Origin of the sequence: Occallatibacter sp., from assembly GCF_036502485.1 — a bacterium.
Taxonomy (GTDB): Bacteria; Acidobacteriota; Terriglobia; order Terriglobales; family Acidobacteriaceae; genus Telmatobacter.
On record NZ_DASXYM010000129.1, the window covers coordinates 1 to 17,351 of the forward strand.

The window sequence follows — 17,351 nt, forward strand, 5'->3', positions numbered from 1 at the left end:
GATTTCAGACATGGCGTTTCCTCGCTCTCGTGGAGCTTTCTGGAGTTGATCTGTACCGGAAGGTCCCCCGCGGATTGTCCACCCTCACGCGAGAGGCAGTGGGCGCGACCAATGAGGGCGCGCCGGTCGAGGAACTGCTCTAAATAAGCTAACACAGGGGCTGCGGGACCATGATGAAGGCGCGCGGTCTCACCTCCGCAGCAGCGCATTCACTTTTTCCATCACCTGGAAGGCGTCGGCGATGTAGACGACGTCGGCTTTGCCGCGGGTCCAGCCGCAGTTGGGATCGAGGGAGATGGCGCGGCGCTCGCCAATGAAGCGCCAGCCCACCACGTGCGGCTCCTCGCCATGGCAACAGGTGGAGAGCCCCTTGGCGTGGCGTGGCGTGGCGCCGGTCTGGCCGATCTGGTTCATGTGGGTGAGGAAGGGAAGCACGGAATTGCCGTCGCTGCCCTGATCGACCAGCGACTTGCTGGAGCCGAGCGACGCGCCGCTGCGATGAAGAAAGTTGAGGATCAGCTCGCCGGCCTGGGTGGAGTGGGTCAGCCCGTCGGGCTGCTTCTTGGTCCAGCCGGCGCCGGCGACGAGGAGCAGGCGCGCGTCAGGCCGGATGGTTTGCTGATTGGCTTCGGGGCTGCGGAATCCAGTAACGGTGGTGCGGATCGCAGGCAGGGACACTTCGATGTTTTCGACGGCGGCCGTCGCGGGCTCGCTGGTGAAGGCCGCGTGCGTGCCGGAGTTGAGCAGCAGGAACCACGGCCGGGCTTCGCGCGTGAAGAGAGCTTCAATGCGCTGGCGATAGAACCAGCGGCTGGCTTCAAGGGGATTCGCTCCGTTGAATGCCGTGATGTGGGTGTCGATGATTCCGCCGAGGCGATGCGCCACTCCGGCAGCGACGCGCGCAAAGCGGGACGACCCAGGGGCGAGCACGATGGTGGCGTTGGCGGCGCGGCAGAGGGCTTCGCATGCGGCGGCGTCGGTGGCATAGCGGGGCTGCGCGAAGGCTTGCCCGGAGACAGCAAGGAGGCGCGCGCCTGCGGCGGCGAGTGCCGATGCCGCTTCGGCTGGGTTTACGGCCAGAATGCCGATGGCAAGCGGCGCGGCAAGACGCGATGCGAGTTCAAGGCCGGCGGTGACGGCCTCGAGGGAGCCCTTGGTGAGAGCGGAGTCGTCGCCGGTATGTGTGAGTACGAGTATGGATTCCATCATTCCGCTCCGATCCAGGCGACGACCTCGTTGGCGATTTCGTCAGGGCTCATGTTTTTGATGACGCGGGTTTCGCGCTGCTGTCTGGGCAGGCTGACGGAGACGTACTCCAAGCCGTTGGCCGCGAGCGTGGCAGGCTTGGCCTTTTGCAGCGCAGGCATCACGGCGCGCATGTTGGCCATGCCGATTTGCGGATTGTTGCGCGGCTCGGGCAGATTGCCGGTGGCCCAGCCAAGCACTGCCGGCGCACCGGCGCAGACGCTGACCTGGTGGCGGCCGCCCTCGACGCGCTCCAGCACTTCAAAGCTGCCGTCGTCGCGGAGATCGAGTTGGTCGACGCCCTGGAACTGATCGGTGATGCCGAGGCGCTCGCCGATGAGTTGCAGGGTGGCCCCGGCGCCGCGGCTTGCCGATTCCCATCCGCCGAAGAGCAGGAGCCTGCTGCGGTCGAGAAAGGGGATGGCGGCGATGGCATCCGCCAGGGCGGCGCCGGTTGCGTGCGCATCGGTGAAGCCCCCGATGGGGCCGTCAACGGGCACAAGCTCGAAGCTGACTTTCTGCGCGATGGTCATCATGACCTGCTGCAGCTTGGCTTTGGGCGCGAGGGAGAGGAGCCAGAGTTTGCTGGGATTCTCGCGTGTTCCAGGATTCCTGGCGATGAGGTTTGCAGCTTCGTAAAGAGAACTTGCTGCCCAGGGGTCGAGGACCGACGGCAGCACCATTTCATTTTTGAGGCCAGGGCCCGTTGGCGTAATAGTCGGTTCCAGCGTTTGAAGAGGATCGGGCGCCACTCCGGCGCAAACGACGATGTGTACAGCGTGTGACATTCAGTTCCTCATTGGTTTTGGAATTAATTCTCCGCGGAGTGGAGTCCGCCGCTGCCGGCGCGGAAGACGATATTGCTGTGTTCGCCATCCATGGAGTGGCTGCAGTTCCACAGGCAGGCGCCGCAGTGGACGCACTTCTCGCGCTCGAAGCTGGGCAGGCCCTCGGCGGTCAGCGTGATGGCCTGGCCGGAGCACATGGCGATGCAGGTTTTCTCGTCGCAGGCGCGGCACACATGCTGGTTGCGGAATCGGACATGGTCGGCGAAACCGGGCGACGCCTGCACCTTGCCGCCCATGAGCAGAGCGTCCTGATGCGTGACCAGCAGCTTGCCGTCGAATTCGATTTCAGGCCAGCCGCGGGCTGTGAGCAAGGCGTCATGCAGCGGGCGACCATCGTCCATGGCGAGCCGCACGGCGGTTTCGCGGTTCAGCTTCTCGTGGTTGTCTTGGGGAGGTTGCATCTGCAGCCAAGGTTCGGGAGTGCTGCCGTGCATCGAGACGCGGCCCCGTGTAAGGCCCGCAAGAGCCATGCCGATGAGTCCGCGAATCACTCCGTGCTGGAATCCGGAACGTGCGTGTTCAGCCTGGCGCGCGCCCTCCTCAATCCAACTGGCGCGTCGCCGGGCCGCGTAGGTAGCGGTGAGATTCGCCTGCGTGAACTCCCTGCCGGCGCGCAGCAGCTCAATTACCGATTCGCCCAGTTGCACGCCGGTGGTCCAGGCTTCGTCGACTCCGGAATTGGTAAGCACGTTGGTGGAGCCGGAGCCCTCGCCGATGCGCGCGAAGCCGTTGCCGCAGAGGAACGGCTCGCCGTGGCGGCCGGATTCTTCGAGCGATTTGGCGCCCCAGGAGCGCAGCGTGCCGTCCTTCAGATAAGGCCACAGCGCCGGGTGCTGGATGAAGTGCTGCAAGTATCGATAGGCAGTGCGGGAGGGGTCATGCATCCACGACGGCACGAAGATCCCGACCGATACGAGGCGGTCAGGGTGCGCGTAGAGGAATCCGAAGATCTCCGGCTCGGGGTAGCCGATGGTGTGCCAGATGGTTCCGGGTTCGAGCAGATGCCCGGCGGTTTCCGGCAGTTCGATAACAAACTTCATTCCCAGCGCCCACTCACGGTGGGCATGGCCTTCGGGCATACCGAGGGCCTCGTCGATGGCGCGTCCGACGGCGCCTATGGGGCCATCGCCGATTACGGTGAGGCGGGCCTGCACCTCCATGCCGGGGAGGTAATTGTCTTCAGGGGTGCCTTTTCGGTCGACTCCCTGATCAGCGAGCCGAACGCCGGTGACGGCGCAATTGGCCAGCAGGGGGGCGGCCACGGGCGTGCCCGGCCAGATCTGCACCAAGCCGCTCTCCATCACCTTTGCCGCAACCCACTGGTTGAACTGCCCGAGGGAGAGCAGCAGACCGCCATGCTTGTGCAGGAAGGCGGGCGTCCAGGGGAGTTCGAATGCATGATTCTTTATGCCGGCGAGTCTGCCCAGAGCACGTAAGGCTGACTCTGCAACGACCATCCCAGTCGAACGACGGCTGGCGCCGATGGGGTCAAAGAGGTAGAGTACGCGTTCCTGCAGCACCTCGGCGGACATGGGGATGTCCTCAGGTTTCAGGTCAGGGAAGCTGGCACGGATGCCGCGGGCTTTGGTGACGACGCCGCTCACGGCTGCGGCCAGGTCGTCGGCTCGCTCGTAGCACATGACCTGCATGGGGATGCCCGGGACTACAGCGCTTTCAAACGCAGGGTCGGCGGGGTTCTGGTTCCACGCGCGCGCCAGCGTAGTCAGGAAACCACCCATGGCAGGGCCAAAGCCTACGCAGGCGATGTCCACGTCGAGAGTCTGCCGGGTGTCTTCTCCAATGCCATCGGCCTGGGTTAATGCGTCCATAGTCATCTCGCTTTCTGCTTCAGGGAAGCCCAATCGACGAAGAGCTGTCGCCGCGGGGCTCTGCGGCTACCGCGGATAATCCAGGGCTTCCGGGATGGTCACTCTGCTTACGGTTTCGGCGGCGCGATCCTTCGCCAGGCGCGCTCCGCTGAGGCAGCGAGTGAGCTTGCTCTGCATCTGCAGGAAGTCGGTCTCACCGATGCAACTGGCGCAGGGACCGGCTTTGTCAGGATGCGAGCCGTCGGTCTTGAGCACGTCCAACACCATGGCGGTAATACCTGGCATGGTCTGCTCGAATTCTTCGAGATCGTCCGCCGAGAAGCACAGGCTGCAGGCCGCGTCGTTCCACGACGGATGTTTTTTGTAGCCGAAGATCAGCTCGGCGCAGATGCGGTTCACTTCGCCTGCGGCGCTGGCGGCCTGCACGTGGCAGAGATCGCTGAGGAACTGTACGGAGCCCGGCAGACTGTCGGCGAGCGACGGATCGGAAGCTCCCCGCGACTCGAGTTCCAGCACATCGAGGATCTGGCATCGCGACGCAAGCAGCCAGCAGAGCGCGTCGGCCATGGCGAAGGTCACGCCCTGGCGCTGCCCGTGATAGAGCCTGCTGCCGTCGGCATCCGTGGAGGCGTGCAGATGATTGAGAGTCCAGAGCCACATCTGCATCGCGGAGGCGAGCGTACAAGCGCCGGTACCGGGCCGGATCGAAGCTATGTGACGCATATCCAGGATCCAGGCGCGGAACTGGGCGAGGAAGACCTCGTTGATCATGGTGACGGTGAGCTGACGGCGCTGCACCGCCTCGGGTCCTTCGTAGGTCGCCTCAAGCTGCGCGTCCATCCACTTGGAGGCGAGGAAACCGGGGCAATCCTCGGTAATGCCATAACCGCCCATCAAGCTCACGGCTTCACGCATCATGTTGGCGCCGTGTCCAGTGTTCCAAAGCTTGGTGGCAGGGCAGAGCACGTTGGCTTCTGCATCTTTCAGCACGAACTGGACGAGCGGATCGGCAGCATACTCCGCGCGGCGTGGATCGCTGGCGCGCATGGTGAGGAACTCGATGGCGCTCTGCCCGGTGTCGCGCAGCACCTTCATTTCGGTGCGGCCGCCGGCGATGCCGCGCAGAGCCAGAATGGCAGTCTTCTGCTTCTCCAGAGGGTCGAGCTCGTCGAAAAGGCGCGCGGCCGCAAAGCCGAGCGATGCCGCCGCTTCTCCAGAGGTCCACACGTCCACCAGGCGATGCAGTGCATCTTCGCGTTGCTGGATGCCCTGTTCGTAGCGCAGGGAACCGGGCCGTGCGCCTTCGGCTCCGCGGAAGCGAGAGCGCTGATAGCGGATGACCGGCTCAACGGCGGAAAGGAGCTTGGCCGCAGTCATCAGGCCCACCGTCACGCGGGTACGGCGGAAGACCGCCTCGATGACTTCACCGTGCGAGAAGTTCGGCACGATAAGGCCGTGTTTCACGGTGTAGCCGCCCACGATGCGGCTGGCCGGGACTTTGAGATTGAAGATAGGGTCGCCGGTGGAGGAGAGCTGATGAACCAGCTTCCTGGTCGCGGTGCCAGGGTCGAAGGTGCCTTCATCGCCCTCTTCCAGGATGATGACGCAGCTTCCCTTGATGCGTTCGTCGTCGGAACTGACGGCGGCGGTGACGAAGTTGGCGGTGGCGATGTTGGTGATGAAGCGGCCGCGTTTGTCCACCTGCAGCATGGGCTCTTCGCCCTCCTTCCACTCGACCACGCGCACCTTGCCGCTGAGCATCCCGGTATCGACGCCGACGTAGGGGATGGGCTCAGTGAGTGCGAAGGCGCCGCGCCAGGGCTTGCGGTCCTCACCCGGTTGCGGCGGCGCGGCCAGGCTCATGTAGTGCTGTGCCTGCTCGGGCGTGCCGCGCTCATGAATCGGCGAAAGGGCGAGAAATCCGGCGAGACTGGCGGTGGCGGCGCCGCCATCCACCCACGCCAGTTCGAATGCCGAGAGGGCGAGAGCGAGGTTCTTGGGGCCCGCGATGAACCCTCCTTCTTCCGGCTCCATGAAGACGGCCGTGAGGCCGGCGCTGTCGAAGGCATCCATCATTTCGTCTTTGAGTGGCGTCCACTCGTGGGTGTTGCGCTCGCCCGCGGCGACGAGATGGGCGACGGTTCCGCGGGCCACTCCGCGGGCTGACTGCACCAGCATCTGCAGGTCGAACCGATCGCCGAAGCGCCACAGGATGGCGCGCACCTGGTCGGTGGGCAGGGTAAGCATGGACGCGGTTTGTGGCAGCGCAGACGTGGTCATCGGGCGTTCCTCCGGCAGCGCCGGTAATTGTGCTTGAGCAGGAGCACGGCCGAATGTGACTCACATCACGTGCGCGGGAAGTGGGGCGATCAACGGGAGATTACCCGCCGCGAAGTTTGCGGCTGGTCAGCAGAAACGTGACGAAAAGATGAAGCGTCGGCGAGCGGCTATTTCTTCCGATCGGCGGCCCACTGGCCGTCGCCTCTGCCCTCCGCGACCACGCGCCCGCATCACTATCCGGGTCAACCCCTTTCCGCCCCTCACGCAGAGTCCCGTTGTGTCACGGACGTGATGTGCGTCGCGTGGACCGCGGCGATTTGTCTCTATTCTGCACATCGACGTGACTCTTATCGCATTCAGAAGCGAAAAACATGGAGTAACTTCGGATGCGTTTGTGATGGGGGTCACTGATGTGGAGGGGCGAAAGGGAGTCTTCTCATATTCGTACTCACGTTCAGCATGTTCCGGAGACACGAGCCGCGGTATGGGTTCGCTCCAGAGAAAGAAGACGGCAGATGGCTGAAGCCGCAGAAGACAAGAGCTGTTCCTTTGCAGTGCCGGGATGGGTCAGGGTTTTCAGATCGCAGACAGCATCGAGAGAGAACAAGGGCTGGTGGCGTAAGCAGGCGAGGGCGATGGGGCGCATGGCGATGCTGTGTGCGCTGATGGCGATGTTTGCCGGCGTGTCGGCCAGATTGTTTGCGCAGGTCGATTGCCTGTCGTGCCATGCCGACCAGAGCATGACGGACGGCAGTGGGCACAAGATTGGCGTGGATGGCGACAAGTTCGGGAAGAGCGTTCACGGCAGCCTGAAGTGCAATGACTGCCACGCCGATATCAAGGATTATCCGCATCCTGACAAGCCGGCCAAGGTGCAATGCACCACCTGCCATGCCGACCAGGAAGCGCAACTCAAGACCAGCGTGCACGCCGACTCGAAAGAGCATCCTTGCACCAGTTGCCACGCCGATCCGCACAGCATTTTTCCGAAGACGGATGCGCGTTCGGGGGTCTATCCGCTCAACATTCCGAGCACCTGCGGGACTTGCCACGGCAACAATGGCATGGCGCAGAAGCATGGGCTCGCCAGCGTGTACCCGCAGTATGTCGACTCGATACACGGGTTCGCGCTGAACAAGGAAGGCCTGCTGGTGGCGGCTAACTGCCAGAGCTGCCACGGATCGCACGGCATCCTGAGCCGCAATAATCCCAAGAGCCCGACCTTCAAAGCGAACATCCCGACCACCTGCGGGACGTGTCACGCCAAGATCAACATGGAGTACATGGACGGCGCGCACGGCAAGGCCATTGCCGCGGGTAAGATGAAGGCGCCGGTGTGCTCGGACTGCCACACGGCGCACCAGATTCTGCAGCCCACCGAGTCCGAGTTCCGCATGCAGTCCACGCCGATCTGCGGATCCTGCCACAAGGACAAGCTTTCGACCTACCACGACACGTTCCACTCGCAGCTTGGGCTGCTGGGCGGCTATGTGGAGACGGCGCGGTGCTGGGACTGCCATGCAGCACACGACGTGCGAGGGAAGAACGATCCGCAATCGATGATTGCCAAAGCGAACCTGGTGAAGACTTGCGGGCGGTGCCATGCGGGCGCCAATGTGAACTTTGTGCAGTATCAGCCGCATGCCGATGCCAGAAACCGGCACCTGAGCCCGTACCTCTACTATGTGCGGCTGTTCATGAACCTGCTGCTGGCCAGCGTGCTGACTTTCTTTGTGATTCACACCGTGCTGTGGCTGATCCGGGCGCGCTATGACCAGATCAAGAATCACGGCTCCAATGGAGGGGACCATGCCTGAGCTGCTGGAAGCAACTGAGAAATCAACCGGGCAGGCCGTTACGACAGGCCGCTACTTCCGGCGCTTTTCGCGCGCGCAACGCAGCCTGCATGCGGCGCTGTTTACTACGTTCTTGGGGCTTGCCGCGACGGGGCTTCCGCTGCGGTTCAGCGACAGTGTCTGGGCGCGCGCCGCGGCGAAGTTTGTGGGCGGCTTTGGCGCCATTCTCTTTGTGCACAAGCTTTGCGCTCTGGCGCTGACGGCGGCTTTCCTGGTGCATGTGAAGGACATCGTTACGCGCTCGCTGGCCAGGAAAGAGAAGGGCATTTTCTGGGGGGCTACTTCGATGGTGGCCAACTGGAAGGACGCGAAAGACATGGTGAATCATATGCGCTGGATGGTCGGCCTGGGGCCCAAGCCGAAGTTCGAGCGCTACGCCTATTGGGAGAAGTTCGACTACTGGGCAGTGTTCTGGGGCATGATGGTCATCGGCTTCTCGGGCTACGCGATGTGGTTTGCGCCGTTCTTCGCGCATTTTCTTCCGGGCTGGGCCCTGAATGCGGTGCTCGTGATCCACAGTGAAGAGGGGCTGCTCGCGATCCTGTTCATCTTCTCGATCCACTTTGTGAACACTCATCTACGTCCGGACTCGTTCCCGATGGACATGGTGATCTTCACGGGCGTTGAGAGCGAAGACGAGTTTAAGCATAAACGTCCGCTTGAGTATGAGCGGCTGAAGGCCTCAGGCAAGCTGGAGGCCAAGCTGGGTGAAAAGCCTCAAACCTGGTTCGTGAACTTTGCGAAGGTGGTGGGTTTTGGGGCGATCACCGTCGGAGTGGTGCTGCTGATTTTGACGCTGACAGCTTACTTCGGCTGAGTTGAGAAAGGTCGCGAGAAGTTCGCTGGACGGCGCCGGACGATAAAGAACGGCATGGCGCCGCGATAAGAGAACCCATGCGGCAGGTCGCGTCGATTTTCGCAGAGCCAGCGTGAATCGTTTCGCCATGAGAGTCGTTCCGCTCCTCGAGTAGAAAACGATCAGGCGCGCGGGTGGAAGTGTATCCGCGCGCCTGATCGCAGCTCTACCGTCCGGGGCTGACGGAATGCCTCGCTTCAGCTATCCCTCAAAAAGAGAAACTCCCTGACGGGACTGTCGATCGTGGGCGCGATGGACGGTGTAATCGGCGACGCGATTGGATGTTGCGTGTCGTGTGGGCTCTGATAGCCGCGCGAGCCACAACGGGTCGAGCAGATTCGGCGACCATCACGGCACCCACTGATAGGATTCAGGAGAATATGAGCACGGACGGAGGTCCCGTGAAAGCAGGGGACAGTGTCACACGGAGAGAGTTGCTGCACGTTGGAGCGGCCCTGACCGCCGGCATTGCATGCGGGCAGTCCCTGCTCGCAGAGGGAGCTCGGCAAAGCTCCTGGAGCATCGCAAACTCACTGATCCGGCGCGTTCTCGCCTATACACCCGGAGTGGGCCTCTATACCGCCCAGATCGCCGACCTCGCGATGAAGAGAGATCTTCTGGATGCCGGTTTCGATCCGCGCACTGCGCCGGCAGAGTTTTCGTTCGCCTGCGACGGGCAGGAGTGCCGCAGCAACGGTGGCGCGTTTCAGTTTGTTGGCACTAGCGAAGACTCAGCCGCGGGCTGCCATACGCGAGTGTTGAGACTGCGCCACGCGGGCCTTCCGCTTGAGGTGAGCGCTGTCTACCGCGTCTACGAGGGCAATGCTGCCTGCCGCAAGCACCTGATCCTTAAGAACACCGGGACTGCGCCCCTTAAGATCACTCACCTGCATATCGACGACTTGGCCTTCTCGCTGGGGCCCGAGAACGAGATGACTCTGTCGGCGCAATACGGAGCGGCGCCGCGCGAGATCTTCTACACGGGCCGCTCAGAAGACGCGGGGGTGATGATTGCGAACGGCCGCACGGGAATCGGAGTTGCCATTCTGAACGAGGTGCCCGGGTACATGAAGCGTACCGAGATTGCCGGCTGGGACGCGCCGAACAGTGTGCGCGTGAGCGCCATGTACGACACGGACCTCATGCCTTTCGAGCGGCGGATCGCGCCAGGCGAGGAGTTCACGACGGCCGGCGTTTCCATTGTGCCGTTCGGGCGAGGCGACGGCCTGAACGACCCACACTGGCGCGTGCCGGCCTATTCGGCCTCGGTGCTGGAGAGGCGCATTGACCACACCGGGCCATTGTGGATCTACAACACATGGGAGCCCTTCGAGCGCGGCATTAATCACGACATCTCAATGGACCTGATCGACGCCGCGGGAGCGATGGGCATGGATGTGTTCACCATCGACGACGGGTGGCAGCAGGAGTACGGCGACAACGCGGTAAACCTCTCCGCTTTTCCCGGCGGACTTGAGCCGATACTCAAGGCGGTTGAATCACGCGGCATGCGCCTGGGTTTGTGGATACCATTGGCCGCCATCGGTACCAAGACGGAGGCGTACAAGGCGCACCCGGAGTGGGTTTCCCGGGATATTGATGGCAACATTAAGACCACCGGGACAATGGCGGGGCAGAAGGCAGTGATGTGCATGGCTTCCCGGTTCTGCACATCTGCGGCCGAGCGCGTCACCGATGCCGTGGAGCGGTTCAGGCTCGCCTACGTGAAGCTTGATCTGACCACCATCTTCAACGCTTACGGCGAGGCGCCCGGCTGCTGGGCCAAAGGGCACGATCACGCGAATTGGCAGGAATCGCTGCACCGCATCTATGAAGGCATTCGCGAGACTACGGCGGCTGTGTATGCGAAGCACCCGGAGGTGCTTCTGGACTTGACCTTCGAGCTTTGGGGGCAGAAGCACATCATCGATGCGGGGCTGCTGGCGGCCGGCGATCTGGACTGGATGAGCAACGTGGACGACCGGCATCCTGACTCGGCCGGCCCACTGCAGGCTCGTCAACTGCTGTATGCGCGCGCTGCCTCGATGCCCGCCGAGGCCATGCTGATCGGAAATCTGCATGCCGAGCTGCCGACGGTTCAAGAGAGTTTTGCAACGGCCATCGGATCGGCGCCGCTGCTCCTGGGCGATCTTCGAAAGCTGAGCGCGGCAGACCGGGCTTGGTACGGCGAGAAGATTCGCTGGTTCAAGCAACTGCGCAAAAGAGTGAAGCTGAGCGAAAGCTTCTTCCCGCTGGGGAGCTGGCAACAAACCTCTCCCGCTGCCTGGGATGGATTTGCCCGCCTGGCCCGCAGCGGCGATGGAGTGGTCGCCGTGTTCCGCAACAAGTCAGGCGCTGCGAACGCGCGAGTCGAACTGCCATTGATTCCGGATGGGAGCTACCGTGTGCGTGCGGGCATCGGTGGAAGGGAACTGGGCATCTTCAACCGGGCAGCGTGGTCCCGGGGGGTGATCGTGCCGTTTACCGGGCCGGCCGAAGTACTGGAACTACAGCGCGTGTGAGCAGCAGGTACGAGCCCAAAAAGACAAGGGCGCGACAGTCTCGCGCCCTTGTCCTTTTACAGATGGGGATCAGCACCCTTTTTTGCAGCGCGCCATGATGGCGGCGTGCAGCCGGTCGCGGAGGCCGGAGGGCATGTCGTAAATCTCATGCGAGCGGTAGATCTGAATGGTTTTCCGGGTGGTGTTGAGCGTGACCTCGCAGTGGTCGCAGGTCTCGAGGTGCTGCTGTAGCTGGCCGCGCAGCTCAGGGTTGATGGCGTCGTCGAGCATGTCGTCGAGCAGGGCAAGAAACTCAGAGCAGGTCATTTCTTTACCCCTTTCGCCCGTCGGAGGAAGTAGTTGCCACGCTCCGCGAACGGGAGCCGGTTCGCGGAGACCCCATTTGCGCCCGCTTCCGTTTGAAGTAGCGGGTCAGACGTTCGCGCAGTTGCAGGCGCGCCCGCAAAAGCCTCGACTTCACTGCCGGGATGCTCAATCCGAGGGCTTCTGCCGTTTCTTCGGTGGAGAGGCCCTGCACGTCGCGCAACTCGAACACGACACGGAAACCCGGCGGGAGACCTTTGATGGTCTTTTCCAGGATCTGGTGCAACTCTGCCTGGCTGTAGTTCTGCTCCGGATCGGGGGCCCAGTCCGCCAGATCGCGCGGCACGCTGCCCTCTTCCGTCTCGACGTCTTCGTCGATCGAAACCATCTTGCCTGTGCGCCGCTTGCGCAACCGCATCAGGCTCTCGTTGACTGCGATTCGGACCAACCATGTGTAGAACTTCGAGTTTCCCTGAAATTGTTCGAGCTTCTCGAATCCTTTGACGAACGTGTCCTGCGTGACGTCCTCGGCGTCCTCGCGGTTTTGCGTAATGCGCTGCGCAATCCGGAAGATCTGCCGCTCGTACTTGCGGACCAGCTCCTCGTAGGCCGAGACATCACCGCCGCGTACCCTTTCGACTAGGGCTACGTCGGGATGCTGCTCGTTCTCTCCTGCTATGGGTTGGATGGTCGCCATGGAAGTTGGTTGCGAAATTCGGCGGGTGGTTGACCCTTTTGCCGGTTCAGCATCTCGCTTTCTTCATTCTAAAGGACGAACCCGGGGAATCACGTGAGGTATCGATGCGGTATTTCTTCGCTCCGCAGGGCTGGGGGCGTGACTGGCGTGATGCGCGACGCTGTTACCCGCGTCCAATCAGGGATAGAGTGGATGTATGAGGGTACGGATTTCCCGATGGTTCCCCTCCAGGTTCGGTAAGGCCTGCCTGGCTGGATTGGTTTGTCTGCTGGTTGCCGCGGTTCCCCTTATGGGACACGCCACCGAGGGCGTTGCTGCCGCGGAAGGCGGGTCTGGGGCAACCACCAAGAAGCACCCTGCGAGCAGCAGTAAGAAGAAGTCATCGAAGTCGGCCCACCGAGCGCGGCATCGTGGGACTCCGGCGCAACGCCGGGCCCGGACTGCGCGGCTGAAACAGGCTTTCGTCGCCTCGTCAGAGCTGCGCCCCATGGCGGCGCAGTTGCAGACCATGCGCACGCCGGCCGCATATGGCGGGGTGACGAGCTACGCACAGCATCACACCGGCGATGCCGCCGCGGCTGCGTATCTCGCACTGGGACGCGCCTATCAGCAGGACAAGCGCTATCCGGATGCTATATCGGCTTTGCAGCAGGCGAAGAAGCATAGCGATGTCCTGGGTGATTATGCGGATTTCCTGGCGGCTGAGTGCTACCACGCCCAGGAGAACGAGACCGCGGCTGAAGCTCTGCTCAAGGGCTTCAACGAGCGGTATTCCGACAGCATCTTTGAGATCGAAGCGCCGGAGCTGGAGGCGAACGTGCTGCTCGCGCAGGGAAACCCCACCGCTGCGCAGAGAGCGCTGCTCACCATTGCCGACGAAGCGAAGGACAAGCCGAACTACGAGCTGACGGCGGCGAAGATCGCCTATGCCATCCAGCAAAACGACGAAGCTCTGCGGCTCTTCAAGCACCTGTTGTTGAGCCATCCATTGAGTCCGGAGGCTGAGGTGGCTCGTGCCCGGCTTACTGCCATGGGGGCAGAGAGCAGCCTCACTCCCGCCGAACTACGAAGCCTGGCGGACGCCTATTACAACGCCGGCCGGTACCAGCTTGCGTCGGAGCAATACCATGCCCTCGCGCGCAATACGCAGATCGACTCGAACACACGCGACGGGTTTGCCGTGGCCGCAGCGGGCTCCGATCTGAAGCTGAAGCGCCTGACAGACGCGCAAGCCCGCGCGCTGCCCGATACGAATGATGACAACGGCGCCCGCCGGCTTTATCTGCTGATGGAACTGGCGCGCAACGCGCAGAACGACGGCGAGCAGCAGCAGCTTGTGAGCCAGCTGGAGGCGCGGTTCCCGCAAAGCCAGTGGCTGGCCGAAGCCCTCTTCTCCAGCGGCAACATGTATATGTTGCGGCGTGATTATCCCCAGGCGGTCACCTATTACTCCTATCTTGCGACGCATTTTCCCAGCGGCCACAACTCGGCCGCCGCACATTGGCGGGCGGGATGGCTGCTTTACCGCCAGGGGAACTTCACGGAGGCGGCACGCATATTCGACGAGCAGATCAAGCTGTCCCCGGATGACACGCTGCGAGCGGCGGCCCTTTACTGGCGCGGCCGTCTTTATGAGCTTCAGGAGAAGAAGCCTGCCCTTGCGGCTGCGAATTATCGCGCGGTGGTCTCGCGGTATCAGCATTATTTTTACGCGCAGATGTCGCGCGAGCGCCTGAAGGTGCTGGGCCAGCCGGAGCTTGTGTCGCAGCACTTGGATGGCTACCAGCCGCAGCCGGTGCCGCACCTGGTTGACACTTTTCCGGCGGACTCGCCGCACATCGCGAAGGCGAGGTTGATCGCCAACGCCGGGCTGAACGAATACATTGCGCAGGAGCTTGCCGCCGATCCGGATTACGAATCGTGGGGCGCGCTGGCCGAAGCGCAGATCTACGCATCGTTTGGTGAGACTTACCGTGCCATGCGGTCGCTGAAGAAGGCGTTGCCGTATTACACTTCGGCGCCTCTCAAGTCGATCCCGCTGGCCTACTGGCGGATTCTGTTTCCGGAGGCGTGGTGGGACACCATCAAGACCGAGAGCGCGAAGAACGGTCTGGACCCTTATCTAGTGGCTTCGCTGATCCGGCAGGAGTCGGAGTTTAATCCGTCGGTGATTTCGTATGCCAACGCTTACGGCTTGATGCAGATCGAGCCGAGTGTAGGCAAGTCACTGGCGAAGCAGGAGGGAATTTCTGGGTTTCAGACCTATCAGTTGCTGAACCCGGACGTTAATATTCGGCTCGGAACGCGTTATCTGCGCCAGACGCTGGACCATTTCGGCGGGGTACAGGAGTATGCGCTGGCTGCCTATAACGCCGGGGATTCGCGCGTGGTGGATTGGCAGGCCGCGGGGCCGTACCGGGGCATGGACGAGTTTGTGGAATCAATTCCGTTTACGCAAACACGGGACTATGTGCAGGCCATTCTGCGCAATGAGGAAATCTACCGGGGCATCGATGCAGCCACCGGTGCGCAGGCCAAGGCGGGGATTGCTTCGCGGTAGTTTCGCACAATCGCTCAAAGCGAAGGGCTGCGGGCGAGGCATTGCTCGCGCCCTTTGTCGGCTGCGAGACAATCTTTCAAATGTTGACATTTCACAAATAGAACCCAGGTCGCCAATCTCATCATGTGATTCTGATTGACGAAAGGGGCGACGTCCGGCAACACTGTTTTCGACCCGGTATCGTCCAATACTCCGGGTTGATTCTCGCAGCTGCAGCTGTTGTTACAACAGAGTCGGCGCGGATCATCGCATCGGCTTGCTTGCATCTCAACCCTTAGGGAGGGCAGGATGACAGCCGACTTGCAGTTTCTGGAAGAATGGATCCCCGAAAGAATGGACCCCGGTACGGTTTTCGTTCTTGAAAACCAGACTTCGCTGGGGCATGCCCAAAACCCTTACGTCGCGGTCATGTCGTGCCCGCGCTGCGGAACGATGGGTCTGATTACGCGCCGGCAGCTGTGCGGTGTGGAACCCATGATCTGCGGCGGCGACTTCTGCTCGGCGGAGTACCAGCTTCGTGGCGAAAACATCTGTTACCGTAATCCGCAATAAATGGCTGACCGAAACTTGGGGCCCCGGTTCGCCGGGGCACCATATTACGCGTAATGCTATATGCCGAGATCCGCGCGCGGATTTCCCACCAGCTTCGCCGGATCTGCAAGCCGGTCAAATTTTTCTCCACTGATGAATCCACTCTTCACGGCCGCCTCGCGCAACGTCAAGTTCTCCTCGATGGCGCGGTGGGCAATCTGCGCGGCCTTGTCGTAACCAATCGCCGGGCTCAGCGCCGTCACCAGCATCAGTGACTCGCTCACGTACTTCTCAATGCGCCGGCGATCGAGCTCGATGCCTTCGACGCCGAATTCGCGGAAGCGGCTGGAAGCATCCGTCAACAACCGTGCCGACTGCAATACGTTCCAGATAATAATGGGGCGCATGGCGTTTAGCTCGAAGTTTCCTTGCGATCCGGCAAACGCGACGGCGGTATCGTTGGCAATTGCCTGGATGCAGACCATCACCATGGCTTCCTGCTGGGTTGGATTGACCTTGCCGGGCATGATGGAACTGCCTGGCTCGTTATCCGGCAGAATGAGCTCATGCAGGCCGGCGCGCGGTCCTGAGCCCAGCCAGCGCAGATCGTTGCCGATCTTCATGAGCGCCACAGCGAGCATGCGGAGCGCCGCACTGGCGTTCACCATCGCATCGAGCGATGCCTGCGCGGCGAACTTGTTACGCGCGGTGACGAACGGGTGGCCCGTCATGCGTGCGATCTGGTCCGCTACTTTTGCGCCGAACTCGGGGGGTGCATTCAGTCCCGTTCCAACTGCCGTGCCTCCGATGGCGAGTGGATAGAGACGCTTCAGTGCATCGTGCAGCACTGCGATCGCGTCTTCAAGCTGGACGGAATAACCCGACCAAGCCTGGCCAACCGTGAGGGGGATCGCATCCTGCAGATGGGTGCGACCGAGCTTTACCACATCGACCCAGGCGCGCGCCTTGATCCAGATCGCATCCTTCAGCGCCGTTACTGCCGGAATCAGCTGATCGTGGAACGCGAGCACGGTGGCGATGTGCATGGCCCCGGGAAAGGTGTCGTTGGAGGACTGCGACATGTTCACGTCCTCATTGGGGTGGATGGCGTTTTTGGTGCCCAGCTTTCCGCCAGCAAGTTGGATGGCGCGATTGCCGATGACCTCATTCACGTTCATGTTGGTCTGGGTTCCGGAGCCGGTCTGCCACACGAAGAGCGGGAACTCGCGATCGAGGCTGCCGCGGATAATCTCGTCGCAAACGCGGGCGATCAGGTCAGCTTTCCAGCCCGGAAGCTTGCCGACTTCACCATTCACCAGGGCGGCGGCCTTCTTGACGTATCCGTAAGCGCGGCAGACTTCAACCGGCATGCGGTCATTGCCAATGGCGAAGTGGTGCAGCGAGCGTTGGGTCTGCGCTCCCCAATAGTGTTCGGCCGGAACGGCGATCGACCCCATGGAATCGCTCTCGATGCGTTCGCCGGTCGCGCCGGTGCCAATTGGCAGGTCGAGAATGCGGTGTTCCGTTTCAGGTTTTGCCATGGTGGTGCCCTCGTTACTTCTTAGAGATGCGTGTGAGGCGTTGGCGCCTCAAAAACGGCGTTGCGGAACCTGCCAGGTCGACGGCGAGGCCGGGAGGTCGCGGGGTCGGTCCGGCCTGAACGCTAATGGATTTCCCGAGTAGAATGATGATGAATCGGCTTTATAGGACCCCGTTCTGAAGCCGCATTTCAGCCATGCCCGGATGGCGAAACTGGCAGACGCAGCGGACTTAAAATCCGCAGGCCGCAAGGCCGTGGGGGTTCAAGTCCCCCTCCGGGCACCA

General features: G+C 62.1%; 12 protein-coding genes and 1 tRNA gene. 6 read left to right on the top strand and 7 right to left on the bottom strand.

Going from position 1 to position 17,351, the window contains the following annotated elements; all coding sequences use genetic code 11:
- Positions 1–189: 189 nt before the first annotated feature.
- The 4 genes from VGL22_RS16850 to VGL22_RS16865 all read right to left on the bottom strand — a co-directional run bounded on the left by VGL22_RS16850 (position 190) and on the right by VGL22_RS16865 (position 6,202).
- The gene (locus VGL22_RS16850; protein WP_465268109.1) at positions 190–1,209 is read right to left on the bottom strand and encodes a hypothetical protein; all 1,020 of its coding nucleotides are present in this window, start codon (positions 1,207–1,209) and stop codon (positions 190–192) included.
- Positions 1,206–2,033, bottom strand: a complete 828-nt coding sequence (locus VGL22_RS16855; protein WP_465268110.1) for a hypothetical protein — start codon at positions 2,031–2,033, stop codon at positions 1,206–1,208. Before VGL22_RS16855 ends, VGL22_RS16850 begins: the two co-directional genes overlap by 4 nt.
- 23 nt (positions 2,034–2,056) lie before the next feature.
- Positions 2,057–3,922, bottom strand: coding sequence for a hypothetical protein (locus VGL22_RS16860; RefSeq protein ID WP_465268111.1), 1,866 nt, complete (start codon positions 3,920–3,922; stop codon positions 2,057–2,059).
- A 66-nt stretch (positions 3,923–3,988) separates the two neighbouring features.
- Complete coding sequence (locus tag VGL22_RS16865) at positions 3,989–6,202, bottom strand: acyl-CoA dehydrogenase family protein (RefSeq protein ID WP_465268112.1); 2,214 nt, start codon at positions 6,200–6,202, stop codon at positions 3,989–3,991.
- A gap of 515 nt (positions 6,203–6,717) precedes the next feature.
- On the opposite strand from VGL22_RS16865, the gene VGL22_RS16870 reads away from it, so the two are divergent.
- The 3 genes from VGL22_RS16870 (at position 6,718) to VGL22_RS16880 (ending at position 11,436) form a co-directional block, all read left to right on the top strand.
- Positions 6,718–8,019: a cytochrome c3 family protein gene (locus VGL22_RS16870; RefSeq protein ID WP_465268113.1), complete on the top strand. Its 1,302-nt coding sequence runs from the start codon at positions 6,718–6,720 to the stop codon at positions 8,017–8,019.
- Positions 8,012–8,875, top strand: coding sequence for a formate dehydrogenase subunit gamma (locus VGL22_RS16875; RefSeq protein ID WP_465268114.1), 864 nt, complete (start codon positions 8,012–8,014; stop codon positions 8,873–8,875). Before VGL22_RS16870 ends, VGL22_RS16875 begins: the two co-directional genes overlap by 8 nt.
- Before the next feature lie 419 nt (positions 8,876–9,294).
- On the top strand, positions 9,295–11,436 hold the full coding sequence (locus VGL22_RS16880) for an alpha-galactosidase (protein ID WP_465268115.1): 2,142 nt from the start codon (positions 9,295–9,297) through the stop codon (positions 11,434–11,436).
- 69 nt (positions 11,437–11,505) lie between these two features.
- On the opposite strand, the gene VGL22_RS16885 is transcribed toward VGL22_RS16880, so the two are convergent.
- Entirely contained in the window at positions 11,506–11,742 is a 237-nt protein-coding gene (locus VGL22_RS16885; RefSeq protein WP_465268116.1) for a zf-HC2 domain-containing protein, read from the bottom strand.
- A gap of 4 nt (positions 11,743–11,746) precedes the next feature.
- Positions 11,747–12,436, bottom strand: a complete 690-nt coding sequence (locus VGL22_RS16890) for a sigma-70 family RNA polymerase sigma factor (RefSeq protein WP_465268117.1) — start codon at positions 12,434–12,436, stop codon at positions 11,747–11,749.
- Between the two features lie 487 nt (positions 12,437–12,923).
- On the opposite strand from VGL22_RS16890, the gene VGL22_RS16895 reads away from it, so the two are divergent.
- Entirely contained in the window at positions 12,924–14,996 is a 2,073-nt protein-coding gene (locus VGL22_RS16895) for a transglycosylase SLT domain-containing protein (protein ID WP_465268118.1), read from the top strand.
- Positions 14,997–15,284: 288 nt separating this feature from the next.
- Positions 15,285–15,548 (top strand): hypothetical protein, encoded by a 264-nt coding sequence (locus VGL22_RS16900; RefSeq protein WP_465268119.1) that lies wholly within the window; start codon positions 15,285–15,287, stop codon positions 15,546–15,548.
- A gap of 56 nt (positions 15,549–15,604) precedes the next feature.
- On the opposite strand, the gene fumC is transcribed toward VGL22_RS16900, so the two are convergent.
- On the bottom strand, positions 15,605–17,068 hold the full coding sequence (gene fumC / locus VGL22_RS16905) for a class II fumarate hydratase (RefSeq protein WP_465268120.1): 1,464 nt from the start codon (positions 17,066–17,068) through the stop codon (positions 15,605–15,607).
- Positions 17,069–17,264: 196 nt separating this feature from the next.
- On the opposite strand from fumC, the gene VGL22_RS16910 reads away from it, so the two are divergent.
- Positions 17,265–17,351, top strand: a tRNA-Leu gene (locus tag VGL22_RS16910).